The following is a 16,128-nucleotide window of genomic DNA, read 5'->3' as shown; positions in this document are numbered from 1 at the left end:
TCACTTATGCCAGTTATCTGTTTTTCTCTCGGCTATTATCAAAACGATAAATTAATAACTTATCTCCAGATGACTCGTCGTTAAAAACCTCTTAATGCGATTTGCCCACGGATAAGGACGTTCGAGTTGAACGGCGTGACCGCTCGGTATTTCATCGTACTCACTGTGAGGTATTGCGGCTTGTACTTCTTGGGCTCGGTAAGGCGGTACAAGGGTGTCAAACGCCATGGCTAAGACGAGCGTCGGGGCTTGAATTTTCGATAAATACTGGCGGATGTCTAGGTCTTTACCGAGAGCGATTCTTCGATGCGTATCAGGCAACCCCTTTGTGGCGCATATACGCGCTATCAGCTCTGGATCCATGTTGGACAGAAATGTTGGACTCAATACATGGCTTAGTCCGAACGCAGTTGCTTGTTGCGGCGCGATTTCTTCGAGTGTCTGCCAAGTATTAAACACCAGTTGATGGCGTGGGTCATCACCATGGCACCAAGGCGCACTTAATACTAATCGGTTAATAAAATCAGGATGCTGCGCGGCAACGTAAGCGGCGACCGTAGCCCCGAGTGAGTGACCAACGAGATCAACCTTCCTACTGCCTCTCTCGTTAATGATGGCGCTCACCTGATCGGCGAGAGCGGATACTGTCAGCTCATGGTTGGGTAAGCTGGAGTCCCCACACCCGGCATAATCTGGAACGATGATTTCGCGATGATCGAATGCATCGAGAACGGAGCTATAACTTGCCAAGCCATCACTATTGGTACCATGCAACAGGAGCAGTGGGCAGTCGGATTGATTGGGCTGATAAATATGATAGCTACAATGGGAATGGTCGGTTGATACGACGACTTTATTCATGGCTGTTTCAATTGCATATTCAATGGGCCGTAGAGCGTGCCACAGCAAGATCAACAAAATTGCGATAACTCTCTAAAAATTTGGGCTTTTGGGTGTGGTTGGCTAATTTAATAGACAGTGCGGTCAGAACCTCATCGTCCTGTGGTTTGTTAAATGAGTGAGGAGCAGGCGCTGTGGATGGGGTTTGAGTCGCTTTTTGTTACTGAGTACAAGGAGTGTGGGATGGAGAGGTTGATGCGATGGATGGCGTTCGTTGTGGGCGGCTTGTTGTTGGTGGTCTCTGTTAAGGCGCAGTTGGCGCCGCATCCACAAAGTGTGTTGTTTGAAAATGTGCGTATTTTCGATGGTCAATCTGCGCAGCTTTCTACCCCCAAACATGTTTTAGTTGAGGGAAACAAGATCACACGGATTTCGAGTCAGCCGATTGACGTGGTGCCGTCATTGAACGCTGTAGTGATCCAAGGTGAGGGACGCACGCTGATGCCGGGGCTGATTGATGCACATTGGCATGCGATGTTGGCGACTGTTTCCGTCCCACAACTGCTTACCGCAGACGTCGGCTACATCAATCTTCGGGCCGCACAAGAAGCTGAACGCACGTTAATGCGTGGCTTTACCAGTGTACGTGATCTTAGTGGGCCGGTATTTGGTCTGAAAAAAGCCATTGACGAGGGTATAGTCGCTGGACCGCGCATTTGGCCCTCCGGTGCGATGATCTCCCAAACGGGCGGGCATGGTGATTTTAGGATGCGTTATGAGGTGCCTGCCGCTAACAATGCTGGTTTGAGCCGTGGTGAATCGCTCAATGGTGGTGTGATAGCGGATGGGGTGGCGGAAGTAAGGAAGCGCGTTCGCGAGCAACTGATGTTAGGCGCCTCGCAAATCAAACTCGCAGCGGGGGGAGGCGTCTCCTCTGCGTATGATCCGATTGATGTGGCGCAATACTCGGAAGAAGAATTCCGTGCCGCGGTAGATGCGGCAGATAACTGGGGCACCTATGTGACGGTACATGCCTACACGCCCAAAGCGATTCAAACTGCGATCAACGCGGGTGTGAAAGTGATTGAGCATGGACAGCTCATGGATGAAGCAACTGCACAATTAATGGCGGAAAAAGGCGTATGGCTGAGCGGCCAAGCCTTCCTTGCTAACGAGTACTCGAATCCGACGCAAGGAGAGGCGAAAGTAAAACAGCAACAGGTCGCCCAAGGCACCGACAACGCCTTTAAGCTTGCCAAGCAATATGGCCTTAAGGTGGCTTGGGGCACAGATATTTTATTCAACCCTGCCATGACCAAAAACCAGGGCGCGATCTTAACCACGATGACAAAGTGGTACACACCGGCTGAAGTGTTATCGATGGCAACGTCTGGGAATGCAGCCTTGCTTGCGCTGTCTGGCAAGCGGAGTCCATATCAAGGGAAATTAGGGTTGATAGAAGAGGACGCTATCGCTGACATCCTCCTTGTTGAGGGTAATCCGCTGGAAAACCTTGACCTGATTGCCGAGCCTGATGCGCACTTCGTTGTGATCATGAAAAACGGCAAAATCTATAAAAACACCTCGGAAACAACAGGGTATTGATAGCAAATGAGTGCACGCGATTAAAAGAGAGTAATGGCGTGCGCCATCGACTTTGGGCTTAATCGGCCAAGTGCAGTCTTAGGCCAACACTCAGTTGGTCGCTATCTACTTGATGTGTTTTTAGTTTTTATTGTCACTTCTTCTTTACTGATAAGCCGCAATATTCTCCGCTCCCTATGCTGCTAGGCTAGATCTTTGCCGCCAAACTCGGTACATTACACGCAAATAGAAACTATTCTCACTTTTGTTTATGGCGGAAGCCATATCACCAAGCATGTTTGTAGATATCACCATGATAAAATCGTCTTCATTTCGGCTCGTGCTGGGCGTTGCGTCCTGTTTGGCGTTCACGCCAGCGGTGAGTGCGGATCAGCTCGAAAAGGCGCAAGCCATCGAGGGTAAAACCACCCAAGAAGCGGCACAGTCGCAATCACGCATTAATCGCCGCGCCGATGCCAGTTTGGCTATGCGTCAAGAAATTGAGCAAATCCAAACTCAGATCAGTAATTTAGAAATCTACCGCGATCACCTACAAAACTTGGTGAGCAACCAACAGGTAGAAGCACAAAGTCTTCGCGATCAAATCATCGAGATCAAGGAAACGCGCCAAGGCATTGTGCCTTTGATGTACCGCATGCTCGACGGATTGGAACAGTGGATTGCTAAAGACATGCCACTGAAAGCGGAGCAGCGACAAGCACGCCTAGAAAAACTTCAAGCGATGATGGGTCGCGCCGATGTGGCGGATTCGGAGAAGTTTCGCCGTATTCTCGAGGCCTATCAAATTGAGCGTGACTATGGCACTAAGCTAGATGCTTACCAAGACACCATTGCGCTGGATGGTCGGGCACATCAAGTGGATGTGCTGCATCTTGGTCGCGTGTCGCTGGTGGCCCGTAGCCTTGATGGCAAGCAGCATTGGGTCTGGAGCACACGAGATAAGCAGTGGGTATCCTTGGATGCGAGTGCGGGCGAAGCCGTGGATAAAGCCTTCGCGGTTGCACAAAAACAAGTGGCGCCGTCGTTGTTATCTCTGCCTTTAAGTGCCAACCAAGGGGTAAAATCATGAGCTGGAAAACCCTGATTGCCGCAGCCTGTTTTATGGCTGTCGCGCCTTTGACCCATGCTGACGATCTTGTGGGTCAAACCCAACAAGCGCAGCAGCAAGCCCGTGAACACAACCAAGCGCGTGAAGCGGAGTTTGCGATGACGGAGCGGGAGCTGCGCGCCAAACTGAATCAGTTGAAAGCGACCCGTAATGCGCTTGAGGCGGAAACCGAAAAACTCAGTGACACCTTTAGTGACAACGAGCAACAACTGGCGTCGTTGGAAGATAAACTTCGCTTAGAATCGGGCAGTTTGGGAGAGCTATTTGGCGTGGTGCGCCAAGCGAGCAAAACCATTCAAACCGACAGCGCTTCCAGCTATGTAGGCATCACGCAACCGACCTTTAATCAAACCGTTTCAGAGATCGTTGCCGCCGATACATTGCCGTCACTCAAACAGCTAAATACCTTGTGGCAAGGGATGCTCACCCAAATGCAAACCAGCGGCGAACTGCAAGCGTTAACGCTGCCGGTTGTGGATGCGCAAGGCGTGTCGTCTGAGCAGTCGGTGGTGCGCATCGGTAACCTTGGGCTGATTAGCCCGCAGGGCTATTTGAACTGGCAGTCGGACAGAAAGGTGGCGATCCCGTATCGTGCGCAACCTGATAATACCCTGACTACATCCAAGCTCGAGCAAGCGATCACCTCGGTGGGTGAGCCTGTACTGGTTGATCCGTCGCGCGGTTTTCTCCTCAGTCAATTGGAGAAAGCGCCAAGTCTGGCGGATCGCTTTAGCCAAGGCGGTTTTGTGGCCAAAGTGATTGCGGCGTTGTTGGCGGTTGGTCTGTTAATTGCGCTCTATCGTGGCGCGGTCCTTTTGTCTATTCATGCCAAAATGCATCGTCAGCTTAAACATCCAGAGTCACCAGAGGATAACCCACTTGGCCGTGTCCTCAAGGTGTATCACGATGCGCCACAACGTGATGTTGAATCGCTGGAGTTACGTTTGCTGGAAGCGGTTGTCGATGAGCAGCAAGGCTGTGAAAAAGGCCTCTCTATGTTGAAACTACTGGCAGCACTGGCGCCAATGCTGGGTCTGTTAGGAACAGTGACTGGGATGATCGAAACTTTCCAAGTGATTACCCAGTTTGGTAATGGCGACCCGAAAGTGATGGCAGGCGGTATTTCGATGGCTCTCGTGACCACGGTACTCGGCTTGATCGCGGCGATCCCACTGCTTCTTGCGCATAATATTTTGAGCGGGCAGGCCGATCACATTCGCGGCATGTTGGAAAAACAAAGTATTAGTCTTGTTGCAGAACAAGCCGAGCAACCAGCGAATACGGCGGCCACTGGACAAGCAGCATGATGGATGTAGAGCTACTTTCCCAATTCAATCACCAAGATATTTGGTTTATCTTGCGCCATTTTATGGCGCAAGGTGGGCCAGTGCTATGGTGGCTGGGTCTGGTAGTGCTGTTTTGCTGGGTGTTGGTGATCGAACGTTTGTTGTACTTATACTCACGGTTTCCGGTACAACGGCAAGCGTGGGTATCAGCTTGGCAAGCACGCACTGATCACCATTCGTGGTATGCACGCGCTATTCGTCAAGGGTGGCTATTTGAAGCGCAGCATGAACTGGGGCGCTACCTCAGTTTAATTAAAGCGCTGGTGGCCATTTGCCCGATGTTGGGCCTGTTGGGCACAGTCACTGGAATGATCTCGGTATTTGATGTGATGGCCAGCCAGGGGACCAGTGAGCCACGCTTGATGGCATCGGGGATCTCGATGGCTACGCTGCCGACCATGGCTGGTATGGTGGCGGCCCTTGCCGGCATGTTTGCCCATGCCCGTTTAGTTAAAGCCTGTCAGCGCCGAGAAGTTGCGCTTGAACAGGCGCTTCGGAGTCAGTAATGCGATTGATTCGACCTCATAAGCAGCGCGAAGAAGCGCAAATCGATTTAACCTCCATGTTGGACATTGTGTTCATCATGTTGATCTTTTTTATCGTCACTAGCTCGTTTGTGCGCGAATCCGGGGTGGAAGTGAACCGTCCCGAGGCGAGCCATGCAACCAGCCAAAAAGATGCCGGTATCTTTGTCGCAGTGACCGCATCGAACGAAATCTATATTGATAAGCGTTTGGTGGATGTAGAGCGTGTCGAAGCGACGTTAGAGCATGTACTGTTGGATAAGCCGGATGCGTCCCTTGTGATTCAAGCCGATGAACTGGCGTACAATGGTACCGTCGTAAAAGTGATGGACGCCGCCAAGGGAGCAGGGATCGCGAGTATTGCCTTGGCTACGGAGTCGCCATAATGAAGCGATGGCTGATTTCAATGCCGGTCGCGCTGGTATTCACGTTAGGCTTATTTATGCTGATGGCTCTGATGGTGGGTCACAGTACCCAGCGCCCGCAAGAAAAGTCGACCTCGATGAGCATCGATATTTTTATGCAGGAGCCAGACACCGATGTGCAGCGTCGTCAGCGCACGGTGCCAGAGCGGCCGAAACCACCGGAAATGCCAGATACGCCGACGCCGGTGACACAAACACAATCGACAGCTTCCGCTCAGCCGGATATGCCAACGCTGAATTTGCAGACCAACATTCAAGGCGTCATGGTGCAAGCTCCCTCACTGGGTGATTTAAGTGTCATGCAGGGGCCGAATAATCAGCAGGCTATGCCGCTGTTTCGGGTGGAACCCAATTATCCACCACGGGCCATGCGTCGTGGTTTAGAAGGATATGTAGTGGTGCGTTTTACCATTAGTCCTTCCGGTCGACCGCAAGATTTGAGTGTGGTTGAAGCAAATCCGCCCCGTGTGTTTGAACGTGAAGCACTGCGAGCGCTGCGTAAATGGAAGTACGAGCCCAAAGTGGTGAATGGAGAAGCCGTGGCGCAGCCGGGTCAGCAGATCAAATTGGAGTTTAACTTACGCTAATGTTGAAACGACTTATCTTTAGCTTGGCATTGATGTTTGCGCTGCCCGCCGCGGCGCAGTTGTCACCCTCGGTTGCCTTATCGATTGAAAAGGCACAAGCGTTAGAGCAAGCGTCTAAGTTGGGCGAAGCCATTGCGCTACTCAACAAGCTGAATGTGAAACGTGATTTTGACAAAGCCTTTGTTGACCGTGCGCTGGGGGTTTTCTACTGGCAATATGGCAACAATGATAAAGCGATTGTTCATATCAAGCGCGCGGTAGATAGCGAGCAATTGCAAGATGCGCAAGCGTGGCAAACCAAGCGGATGTTAGCCGATTTACTGCTGATTGATGGCCAATACGCGGCGGCATTGCAATATTATTATCCGCTCGCCCGTTCGGTACCCAAAGAGAAAGCAGAGCAGGCAGAAGATGTGTGGCTGCGTATCATGCAAGCGCATTATCAACGCGAGCAATGGCAGAAAGTGTTGGCTGCGTATCCGGACTATGAGCGCGCCATGAATAACACGGCCACTGTGTCGGCATTGTCACTCAAGCTTGGGGCACAATTGCAATTGGAGCAATGGCGCGGGGTGACCCCCACTTTAAAAGCCTTGATTGCCCTTGAGCCAGATAATAAACAGTGGTGGCGTCAATTGGCGGCCAACTATGTGCGCTTAGAACAGCCGAAAAACGCGATTAGCACCTATTTACTTGCCAAGCGCAAAGGGATAGCCCTAGAGCCGAGTGAGCAACGGACAGTGGCACAGCTTTACGCCAATGTCGGTGTTCCTGAGCGCGCAGCCAAGTGGCTGAAGGGGTTGCCTGAGAGCGAGCAAGATGCGCAAACACTTGCTCAGCAAGCCAGCCTTTGGCAACAAGCGCGTGAATGGCCTCAGGCCATTTCAGCTTGGCAACTAGCAGCTAAGAAAGAGAGCCAATATCACTGGCAGCTGGCTTTGATGCAAATTCAGCAGGGTGATTATCAGCAAGCACTCACTTCGCTAGACAGAGCGGAAAAAGGGGCTTCTAAGAAGGATATTGCGCTAGCGAAAGTACAAGCGTATTACAAGTTGAATCAGTTTGACCATGCCCTTGAACAAGCTAAAGTCGCGCAACGTATTTCGCCGGATGACGCAGTAGAAAGCTGGTTAACCTTTTTGAAAAAACGCCAGAAGATGCAACAAAGCTAATCAATGTTCATTGATGGTCAAGGTTAAAAAAGGCCCCACAGCAAGTGCTTGTGGGGCCTTTTTATTATCGCGAGTGTCTGATCGACAGGCACAAAAAAGGGCGCCAACGGCGCCCTACAATCAGTCAGACAAGGTTTCTTATGCAACAGAAACGTTAGATGCCTGTGGGCCTTTTTGGCCTTGCTCAACGGTAAAGTTTACACGTTGGCCTTCGGTAAGGGTTTTAAAGCCTTCACCAACAATCGCGCGGAAGTGTACAAACACGTCTTTTTCGCCGCTGTCTTGAGTGATGAAACCAAAACCTTTCTCTTCGTTAAACCACTTTACGATACCAGTTGATTGATTAGACATAATCATTCTCTCTTAAATTAAAATAAATAGGGTAGCTTTGAACGGAGTCGATGAAATGTCTAAAAGCGAAAGTGGGTAACGTTAGAAACTCTATAATATTGATAATAGCGTAGCTTATGTCGACTTTTACTTGATGAATCATTGATGCTCCATGTTCCAGAGCTGTGTCCACCATACAGCAATCCCAGTTCATGTAAAGCGTTTATTACTTATTTTGTCCCCAGTGTTTTAAAAGATCAGACACATTTTTTTTTGGGTGGTTGAGCACGTTGTCATCTTTCGTGGCTTCGCCCACCACGTCATTGGGATTATAGAGCGCACATGATTTCATGGAGAGGCAGCCGCAGCCGATGCAGCCACTGAGGTTTGACTGTAGCTGTTGAAGCCGCGCAATTTGATCATTCAGGGTCTGATCCCAGTGCTCTGCCATTTTACGCCATTGCGCTTGAGTGGGGGCTTGATGTGAAGGAAGCTCGCTGAGTGCTTTACCAATCTCATCCAGTGACAGGCCAACATTTTGCGCCGCTTTGATCACGGCAAGGCGACGCAGCACTGCACGGTCGTAACGACGTTGGTTACCCGCGTTGCGTTGACTCACAATCAGCCCCTTTTGCTCGTAAAAATGCAGGGTAGAGACCTTTACCCCCGCACGCTTAGCCACTTGCCCGACACTCATGGTCATTTTTTGCTCCCGTTGCTGTGATTTTCATTTACCTCAATATAACTTGAGGTTTTATGATGGCGAGTATGTTGAAAAAACAATGAGAGGAAAGTCACTGATGGCAATTACGAAACAAGGTTTTACCGTCACTATGATGAAGGTTGTCACTATCACGGTTGGCATTACGCGAGCCGATAAAATGTTGAACGTTTGTTCAATGGATCAGCTATCTGAATATCTTCGCCACGATCTCGGTGTGAGGTCTGCGTATCATACTCGTCCATCAGCCAGTCGCTTTCTTTACTGACTTTACTGAACCGTGGCGAAAGGACATAAAAAAGGCCAGTCTAAGACTGGCCTTTGTGCGCGTTAGCGTGCTAATCGCTGGCTATAAGGAACTAGGCGAGTAGTTCGTTAGCGGTTTCTACAACGTTTTCAACGGTGAAACCAAACATCTTAAATAGCTCACCAGCCGGTGCTGATTCACCAAAAGATGTCATGCCAATGATACGACCGTCTAGACCCACGTACTTGTACCAGTAGTCGGCAATGCCGGCTTCGATCGCGATACGCGCTGTCACGTCTGATGGCAATACAGATTCGCGATAGGCTGCATCTTGCTTATCAAACAGATCCGTGCTTGGCATGGAAACCACACGCACTTGCTTGCCAGACTCACTCAGTTGTGCCGCCGCATCAACGGCTAGCTCAACTTCAGAGCCAGTTGCAATTAAGATAAGCTCTGGCTTGCCCGCACAATCTTTCAGGATGTAGCCGCCTTTGGCAATGTTAGCAAGCTGTGCATCATCACGCTCTTGTTGGGCAAGGCCTTGACGCGAGAAGATTAACGCGCTCGGGCCGTCTTTACGCTCAACAGCTGCCTTCCAAGCAACGGCTGATTCTACCTGATCACATGGACGCCAAGTGCTCATGTTTGGTGTCTGGCGCAGGTTAGCCATTTGCTCGACCGGCTGGTGAGTTGGACCGTCTTCGCCCAAGCCGATGGAATCGTGGGTATAAACCTGAATGTTTTGCACCTTCATCAGGGCCGCCATACGCATCGCGTTACGCGCGTATTCCATGAACATCAAGAAGGTTGCGCCGTAAGGTACAAAGCCGCCATGCAACGCAATACCGTTAATGATGGCCGTCATACCGAACTCACGTACACCGTAGTGTAGGTAGTTACCACTGGCATCGTCAGCGGTAATAGCTTTTGAACCAGACCACATGGTGAGGTTTGATGGCGCCAGATCCGCCGAACCGCCGAGCAGTTCAGGTAGCAGTTTGCCGAAGGCTTCTAGTACGTTTTGCGACGCTTTGCGTGAGGCAATTTTCGCTGGGTTAGCCTGTAGGTCTTTGATGAGCTTTTGGGTTTCGCTATCCCAGTTTGAAGGCAGGTCACCGTTCATACGACGCGTAAATTCCGCCGCGAGTTCTGGATACTGCGCCTGATAGGCAGCGAATTTTTCGTTCCATGCTGCTTCTTTGGCCGCACCGGCCTCTTTGGCATCCCACTGTGCATAAATATCTTGTGGGATCTCAAACGGACCGTGCTCCCAACCAAGGAATTCGCGTGCCGCTTTGATTTCGTCTTCGCCCAGTGGTGCGCCGTGGCAGTCATGGCTACCGGCCTTGTTTGGCGAACCGTAACCAATGGTGGTTTTGGTACAAATAAGCGTTGGTTTGCCGGTTTCAGCTTTTGCCGCTTCGATAGCTGCTTGAATCGCAGCAGGATCGTGGCCGTCGACCGCAGGGATAACCTGCCAGCCATAAGATTCAAAACGTTTTGGCGTATCGTCAGAGAACCAACCTTCAACGTGACCGTCGATTGAGATGCCGTTGTCATCCCAAAACGCAATCAATTTACCTAAGCCCAAGGTACCGGCTAGCGAGCAGGCTTCGTGAGAAATACCTTCCATCAAGCAGCCATCACCAAGGAACGCGTAAGTGTGATGATCGACAATATCATGGCCGTCACGGTTGAATTGAGCAGCCAGTGCTTTCTCAGCCACGGCCATACCGACGGCGTTAGTAATACCTTGGCCAAGCGGACCGGTTGTGGTCTCGATGCCAGGGGCATAACCGTACTCTGGGTGACCCGGTGTTTTTGAGTGCAATTGACGGAATTGCTTCAGATCGTCAATGGCAAGGTCATAACCCGTAAGGTGCAGCAGTGAATAAATCAGCATTGAGCCGTGGCCGTTTGATAGCACAAAGCGATCGCGGTTTGCCCAGTCTGGGTTTTGTGGGTTGTGGTTCATGTGGTCGCGCCACAAAACCTCGGCGATATCAGCCATACCCATTGGGGCACCTGGGTGTCCCGAGTTAGCTTGTTGAACTCCGTCCATCGCAAGGGCGCGAATGGCGTTGGCTAGCATTTTGCGTTCCATGTGTATACCTACAGATTGAACAGGTTGAATACGGTATCGACGTTAATCATAAAAGCGGCCTAAGCCGCTTTTATTGTGTTAAATCACAGTTGCTCGCGAATCATGGCTTCGAGCTTGCCTTGGTCAACCGCGAAATTGCGGATGCCTTCAGCCAGTTTTTCAACGGCCATCGCGTCTTGGTTATGTTCCCACATAAACTCAGCATGGGTCATACGCGCTGGGCGCTGCTCTGTGGCGCCAGTGTCTTGCAATTTCACTGGCACGTCACCTTCTGCGTCACTAAGCTCTTGCAGCAGTTGTGGGCTGATGGTTAGACGGTCACAGCCTGCCAGCTCCAAGATTTCGCCGGTGTTACGGAAGCTTGCGCCCATGACTACAGTATTGTAGCCATGCGACTTGTAATAGTTGTAGATGGTGGTGACGGATTTCACACCTGGGTCTTCTGCTGGTGTGAAATCACGGCCTTCTTTCGCTTTGTACCAGTCCATGATGCGACCAACGAATGGTGAGATCAAGTAAACACCAGCTTCGGCACAGGCGCGCGCTTGCGCGAACGAGAAGAGTAGCGTCAGGTTACAGTTGATCCCTTCTTTTTCTAGGATCTCTGCGGCGCGAATACCTTCCCACGTTGAGGCGAGTTTGATCAAGATACGGTCGTTGCTGATCCCTGCCTCGTTGTACATGCTGATCAGTTTGCGTGCTTTCGCCACACTGGCGTCAGTGTCGTAAGATAAGCGTGCATCCACTTCGGTTGAAATACGGCCAGGGATAGCATTGAGGATTTCTTTACCGATATTGACGGCAAGACGGTCACACGTGTCTGCCACTTGTTGATCAGCGTCGTTGCTGTGTGATTTGGCGTAAGCAATCGCTTCTTCGATGAGCGGCGCATATTCTTTGATTTGCGCCGCTTTCAGGATCAGCGACGGGTTTGTCGTTGCATCTTGTGGTTGGTACTTTTTGATCGCTTCGATGTCACCAGTGTCAGCGACAACGGTGGTCAGGGCACGGAGTTGGTCCAGTTTGTTGCTCATCTTCACTCACCTTTTCTGCGTGATAGGCTCAGACGCCAAATTTGCGGGTTAGCGCCTGCTCTGAATATGAACAGATGCAACGCGCCTGAGCAAATGATGTGACGATCTTTGTGTTTTTCACATCGATTGTCAATTGTATTGCGAAATAAACCCGCGATACATCTCACTTCTTTGTGTGTGGTTTACTCTGGCTGTTGAAATGTGATCTTCTTCTCGTTCGGTGCTGGCTCTGACATATTCAATAGCGCCATGGCGCAACTGGCACTGGTTGCTAACACGTCAATGACACCTGTACGCAGTGCACCTAAGATGGACAACGCTTTGCGGCTCTCGCTTGCCATAGCAATCACATTAGGAATGCGCGCCAAATCTGGCATAGCTAGACCCACTACACGGCCTCGCATCAGATTATCGGTCGGTTGACCGTCCATGCGGAAAAAATCAAAGCCGCCGATGTCACCGACAATACCATCGTTAACCCGTGCTTCTACAAATTCGCGAGCGCTAAAACAGCCAAGTTTTACCATGTGGCTATTTTCATCCATATCGCCAATTCCCACCAGCGCAAACTCTGCTTTTCTGGCTTGGTTCAAGGTTTCACTGATGTTGGGGTGAGAAACAAAGACTTGTTGAATGGTTTCGTTGTCGACGTAGGCAGGGGCATAGAGGGTTTCGCTGCTTCCACCAAACTTTTTGGCGAGACGTCGACAAATATGGTCAGCGTTAAATGCATCTCCACTGCGGTGTGTACCACCAATGGCGCAGACAAAGCGTGCTTGACGATGAGATACCACACCTGGGTGGTCTGCGACTGCCGCGACATTTTGTCCTTGACCAACCGCGACCACCATACCGTCGTTCAGGTTGGCATCCAAGTAAGCTGAGACGAGTGTCGCCACCTGCATACGTTGCTCTTGGGCACTGGGTTGATCGAGAGAGATAAGTGCGCGCTTTAAATTAAACCTGTCCATTAAACGTTGCTCAAGCTGCGCACTATGAACGGGGTGAAACTTTACTGTGATTTCGACGATCCCTTCTTCTCGTGCCCGTCGCAGCAATCGACTGACCTTGGGACGACTTATTTTGTACTTACGCGCGATCTCTTCTTGTGTGGCGCTTTGTTGGTAGTAAAGAATGGCGATTTCAGTCAATAAATCGGTGTCTTCTTGCAACGCGTCTGGTGTGGTTGGCATCGTCATTATCGGCGTACTCATTGACTACTTGGGGACTACCCTGAATGGAATTGATTGCAGTATAGCGCCGAACATTACGATGAACAAATGTTCATAGATAAGTTAAGTGTTCACTTGTTGTGGGTTAACGAGGCAACAAAGATGAGATCTGTGTTTGAAAAATTAGCCATATCTATCTAGGTTTACAAATGATCGCCTTGAAAGTTATTCACGGTGTCGGAAAAACCATGACAGTTAGGCAGAGTTGGACTGGTCTGCTGGGTCAATCACGATAAAAATTGGAGTGAAGATGCAAATGCAGGCTCTGCAATCGCGACAGGCACTCATTTGGACCACTATTGCGCTCGCCGTTGCCTTTGTGGCGTCTGTTTTTTATGGCATCGCTAACCTGACCCGTGTCTCACAGCTCAATGATCCCTTACTCGATGTGGAATACCGTTACTTTATTGACGAGACTAACGAGTTACCGCTCGATTACGTGATTGAGCATGCGCCGTTTGCCACTGTACAAAACCCTGAAGCAATCCCTTGGAAGCTCGAATATCAGACCTTTTGGATACAAGTGGAGTTTGACTATAAAGGGTTAACTGAGCGTCATCTCCATATTCTGACCGATAATACGACGATTGATTACTTGGATGCGTATCACCTGGTTGATGGCGATCAGATCGTGACTAAGTATGAGGGAGGCGATGTAACTCAATCGCGATTAGCAAATATGTCTCTCCCTGCCTCAGTATCGGTCACGCTCCTGCCTGATAAAGCGAATACGTTGCTAATCAAAGTGACGTCGAGTGATATGCCAACCATGCCGTTATGGGTGATGTCACATCAAGCGTACGATCAACTCGCCAAAGCGATTCATCTTCTGTGGGGCGGCTTTATCACCTTTATGCTGTTAGTCACCCTGTATAGTGTTGGGGTGTATGTGTATAGCCGGCAGCGTGTGTATTTGATTTATGTGTTGAACACACTGATGGCGACAGTGGTGATCAGTGCCAATCATGGTTTCAGTCGCTATTTTTTACCGGATTGGGCCCAAGTTTTTGTCAGTAACCATATTTTGGCATTCGCTGTATGCTTGCTGACCATTGCGCTGTGGTTTACCTACTTCTTCCTCGATTTTGAGCGTAGTCGCGACTACCAACGTGTCCGTTCCATGTTCTTGATGGCGACAGGTGCTTTAGCTGGCTTGGCGCTGCTTACATTTATCACTCCACCGTATATTTCCGCGTCGTTAGTGTTGCTGTCTCAAGTGCCCATTTACGGGTTAGTCATCTATTTTTTAATCAAGCAGTGGCAACCGGGTAAATTCTGGTTACTGTTATTTGGGTTGTCGTGGCTACCTGCAATGGTGGGTGGATTAGCGTTTTATGCGCTGCTGCTCGGCTACAGCGAATACACCTTAATGAGCCGTTATGCATTGATGCTCTCCATGGGCCTCACCATGATGTTGTTTTCGGTTGCCTTAGCCGAGCGTTTCCGGTTCCAGCGAATGAACGCCATGGACGCCTTAACGCATGATAAATTAAGCGGCTTGCCCAATACCAATGTGGTTCACATCGCGATCAATGATCTCATTGCTCGTAATGTCAGCTTCAACCTATGTTGTGTAACCGTTGACAACTACAATAATCTATTGCCCTACCTTGATGAAGATACACGCGAAACTTACATTAATACCATTGTTGAACGTGTTCTAGAGGCCTTGGATGTTGAGCAGATTTATCAGATTGATACGGAATCAGACACCCCTTTCCAACAACTCGGATGTCTCAAAGAGGGGGTATTTACCTTCTTGATTGAGGAGGCAGATTTAGAGACATGTAACCATATTTTAGATTCCGTCATTGAGGGGCTTAACGGTGAACTTGCCATTGGGTCTTTTATTACCCATATCAATGCGCGAATCGGCGTATGTCACTATCCGTCTGATGGATCGCACCCTAGCCTATTGATAAACCGCGCCATGCAAGCACTGCAGCAACACCGTTCCGTGCTCGGGGGATATACTCACTTTAACAACCATGAACACAAGTATCACGAGCTTCATGTTTCGTTAGTGGCTGATCTGCGTGAGGCAATTGAAAACGATGGGCTGGAACTCTATCACCAGCCTCAAATTGACTTACGAACAGGATCCATTCATGGTTCTGAAGTGCTCGCACGCTGGATGCATCCACGCTTTGGACAGATTTCCCCCGATGTTTTTGTGCGCATGGCTGAAGATGTGGGTATTATCAACAACTTGACCCTATGGGTGATTCGACGTGCTTTCCAACAGCAGCAACAGTTAATTGCTAGCGGTCACTGTCGACGCCTGTCCATTAATATCAGTGCGTCCGATATTTATATCCCGAACTTAGCGGCGCGAGTGGTTGATCTGGCAAGCCAATACGATGTTCCGACGAATCTGGTTTCTCTTGAACTGACCGAATCGGTGATGGTTGAAGACTACGATTGGCTGAAGCGTTTGATCAGTGAGCTGTCGGCAAGTGGTATTGAGGTGTCGATTGATGACTACGGCACCGGCTATTCATCGCTGTATTTTCTCTCACAGCTGCCATTTACTGAGTTGAAAATTGACCGTAGCTTTGTACGCAATTTACCCCAAAGTGGTCGCCATCAAAGCATTGTACGTGCGACGACGGATATGGCACGCTCACTTGGGGTCATGGTGGTTGCTGAAGGGGTGGAGTGTGAAGAAGCGGAAGCGCTATTGCGACGCTATGGCGTTGACGTTGGCCAAGGCTTTTACTACTCGCGTCCCTTACCGTTCAATCAATATCAGGCGTATGTTCAGCGTATGGACAATGTCCAACCTGTCACGATTTTACGGCAAGGTCGCTTAAGCTCATCCGGCTAACCCCATACAACGGGAAAAGTTGT

15 protein-coding genes are annotated in these 16,128 nt (G+C 50.0%); 9 read left to right on the top strand and 6 right to left on the bottom strand.

Features of this window, described 5'->3' with window-relative positions; all coding sequences use genetic code 11:
* Positions 1–51: 51 nt before the first annotated feature.
* A complete protein-coding gene (locus E8E00_RS15815) occupies positions 52–861 on the bottom strand; it encodes an alpha/beta fold hydrolase (RefSeq protein WP_096632003.1) in 810 nt (269 codons plus the stop codon).
* 222 nt (positions 862–1,083) lie between these two features.
* On the opposite strand from E8E00_RS15815, the gene E8E00_RS15810 reads away from it, so the two are divergent.
* From E8E00_RS15810 to E8E00_RS15780, 7 genes are all read left to right on the top strand, one after another.
* Positions 1,084–2,445 carry an amidohydrolase family protein gene (locus E8E00_RS15810; protein WP_205907450.1) on the top strand — a complete coding sequence of 454 codons (1,362 nt, stop codon included), beginning with the start codon at positions 1,084–1,086 and terminating at the stop codon, positions 2,443–2,445.
* 286 nt (positions 2,446–2,731) lie between these two features.
* Positions 2,732–3,514, top strand: coding sequence for a DUF3450 domain-containing protein (locus E8E00_RS15805; RefSeq protein WP_371414257.1), 783 nt, complete (start codon positions 2,732–2,734; stop codon positions 3,512–3,514).
* The gene (locus E8E00_RS15800; RefSeq protein WP_069586744.1) at positions 3,511–4,860 is read left to right on the top strand and encodes a MotA/TolQ/ExbB proton channel family protein; all 1,350 of its coding nucleotides are present in this window, start codon (positions 3,511–3,513) and stop codon (positions 4,858–4,860) included. The genes E8E00_RS15805 and E8E00_RS15800 overlap by 4 nt, the downstream gene beginning before the upstream one ends.
* Complete coding sequence (locus E8E00_RS15795) at positions 4,860–5,405, top strand: MotA/TolQ/ExbB proton channel family protein (RefSeq protein WP_069586743.1); 546 nt, start codon at positions 4,860–4,862, stop codon at positions 5,403–5,405. Before E8E00_RS15800 ends, E8E00_RS15795 begins: the two co-directional genes overlap by 1 nt.
* Positions 5,405–5,809 carry a biopolymer transporter ExbD gene (locus E8E00_RS15790; RefSeq protein WP_069586742.1) on the top strand — a complete coding sequence of 135 codons (405 nt, stop codon included), beginning with the start codon at positions 5,405–5,407 and terminating at the stop codon, positions 5,807–5,809. Before E8E00_RS15795 ends, E8E00_RS15790 begins: the two co-directional genes overlap by 1 nt.
* Positions 5,809–6,435, top strand: coding sequence for an energy transducer TonB (locus E8E00_RS15785; protein ID WP_077481514.1), 627 nt, complete (start codon positions 5,809–5,811; stop codon positions 6,433–6,435). The genes E8E00_RS15790 and E8E00_RS15785 overlap by 1 nt, the downstream gene beginning before the upstream one ends.
* Positions 6,435–7,607 carry a tetratricopeptide repeat protein gene (locus E8E00_RS15780; protein ID WP_096632010.1) on the top strand — a complete coding sequence of 391 codons (1,173 nt, stop codon included), beginning with the start codon at positions 6,435–6,437 and terminating at the stop codon, positions 7,605–7,607. The genes E8E00_RS15785 and E8E00_RS15780 overlap by 1 nt, the downstream gene beginning before the upstream one ends.
* 138 nt (positions 7,608–7,745) lie before the next feature.
* On the opposite strand, the gene E8E00_RS15775 is transcribed toward E8E00_RS15780, so the two are convergent.
* Together E8E00_RS15775 and soxR are read right to left on the bottom strand one after the other, a co-directional pair.
* The gene (locus E8E00_RS15775) at positions 7,746–7,958 is read right to left on the bottom strand and encodes a cold-shock protein (protein WP_069586739.1); all 213 of its coding nucleotides are present in this window, start codon (positions 7,956–7,958) and stop codon (positions 7,746–7,748) included.
* 205 nt (positions 7,959–8,163) lie between these two features.
* On the bottom strand, positions 8,164–8,640 hold the full coding sequence (gene soxR, locus E8E00_RS15770) for a redox-sensitive transcriptional activator SoxR (RefSeq protein ID WP_069586738.1): 477 nt from the start codon (positions 8,638–8,640) through the stop codon (positions 8,164–8,166).
* A 97-nt stretch (positions 8,641–8,737) separates the two neighbouring features.
* Between soxR and E8E00_RS15765 the strand changes: the two genes are divergently transcribed.
* Positions 8,738–8,926, top strand: coding sequence for a hypothetical protein (locus E8E00_RS15765; RefSeq protein WP_136588410.1), 189 nt, complete (start codon positions 8,738–8,740; stop codon positions 8,924–8,926).
* Between the two features lie 91 nt (positions 8,927–9,017).
* Here the strand turns inward: E8E00_RS15765 and tkt are convergent, their stop codons facing one another.
* The 3 genes from tkt to E8E00_RS15750 form a co-directional block, all read right to left on the bottom strand.
* Complete coding sequence (tkt, locus tag E8E00_RS15760; RefSeq protein ID WP_077640904.1) at positions 9,018–11,012, bottom strand: transketolase; 1,995 nt, start codon at positions 11,010–11,012, stop codon at positions 9,018–9,020.
* A gap of 83 nt (positions 11,013–11,095) precedes the next feature.
* The gene (gene tal / locus E8E00_RS15755; protein WP_069586735.1) at positions 11,096–12,046 is read right to left on the bottom strand and encodes a transaldolase; all 951 of its coding nucleotides are present in this window, start codon (positions 12,044–12,046) and stop codon (positions 11,096–11,098) included.
* Between the two features lie 182 nt (positions 12,047–12,228).
* Positions 12,229–13,245 carry a sugar-binding transcriptional regulator gene (locus E8E00_RS15750; RefSeq protein WP_371414243.1) on the bottom strand — a complete coding sequence of 339 codons (1,017 nt, stop codon included), beginning with the start codon at positions 13,243–13,245 and terminating at the stop codon, positions 12,229–12,231.
* Positions 13,246–13,528: 283 nt separating this feature from the next.
* Between E8E00_RS15750 and E8E00_RS15745 the strand changes: the two genes are divergently transcribed.
* The gene (locus E8E00_RS15745) at positions 13,529–16,105 is read left to right on the top strand and encodes an EAL domain-containing protein (RefSeq protein ID WP_096632015.1); all 2,577 of its coding nucleotides are present in this window, start codon (positions 13,529–13,531) and stop codon (positions 16,103–16,105) included.
* Positions 16,106–16,128: the final 23 nt, after the last annotated feature.

Origin of the sequence: Salinivibrio sp. YCSC6 (genome assembly GCF_004916735.1) — a bacterium.
Lineage (GTDB): Bacteria > Pseudomonadota > Gammaproteobacteria > Enterobacterales > Vibrionaceae > Salinivibrio > Salinivibrio proteolyticus.
Note: the sequence above shows the minus strand (reverse complement) of the source record. Positions and strands in the feature narration are given on the sequence as shown.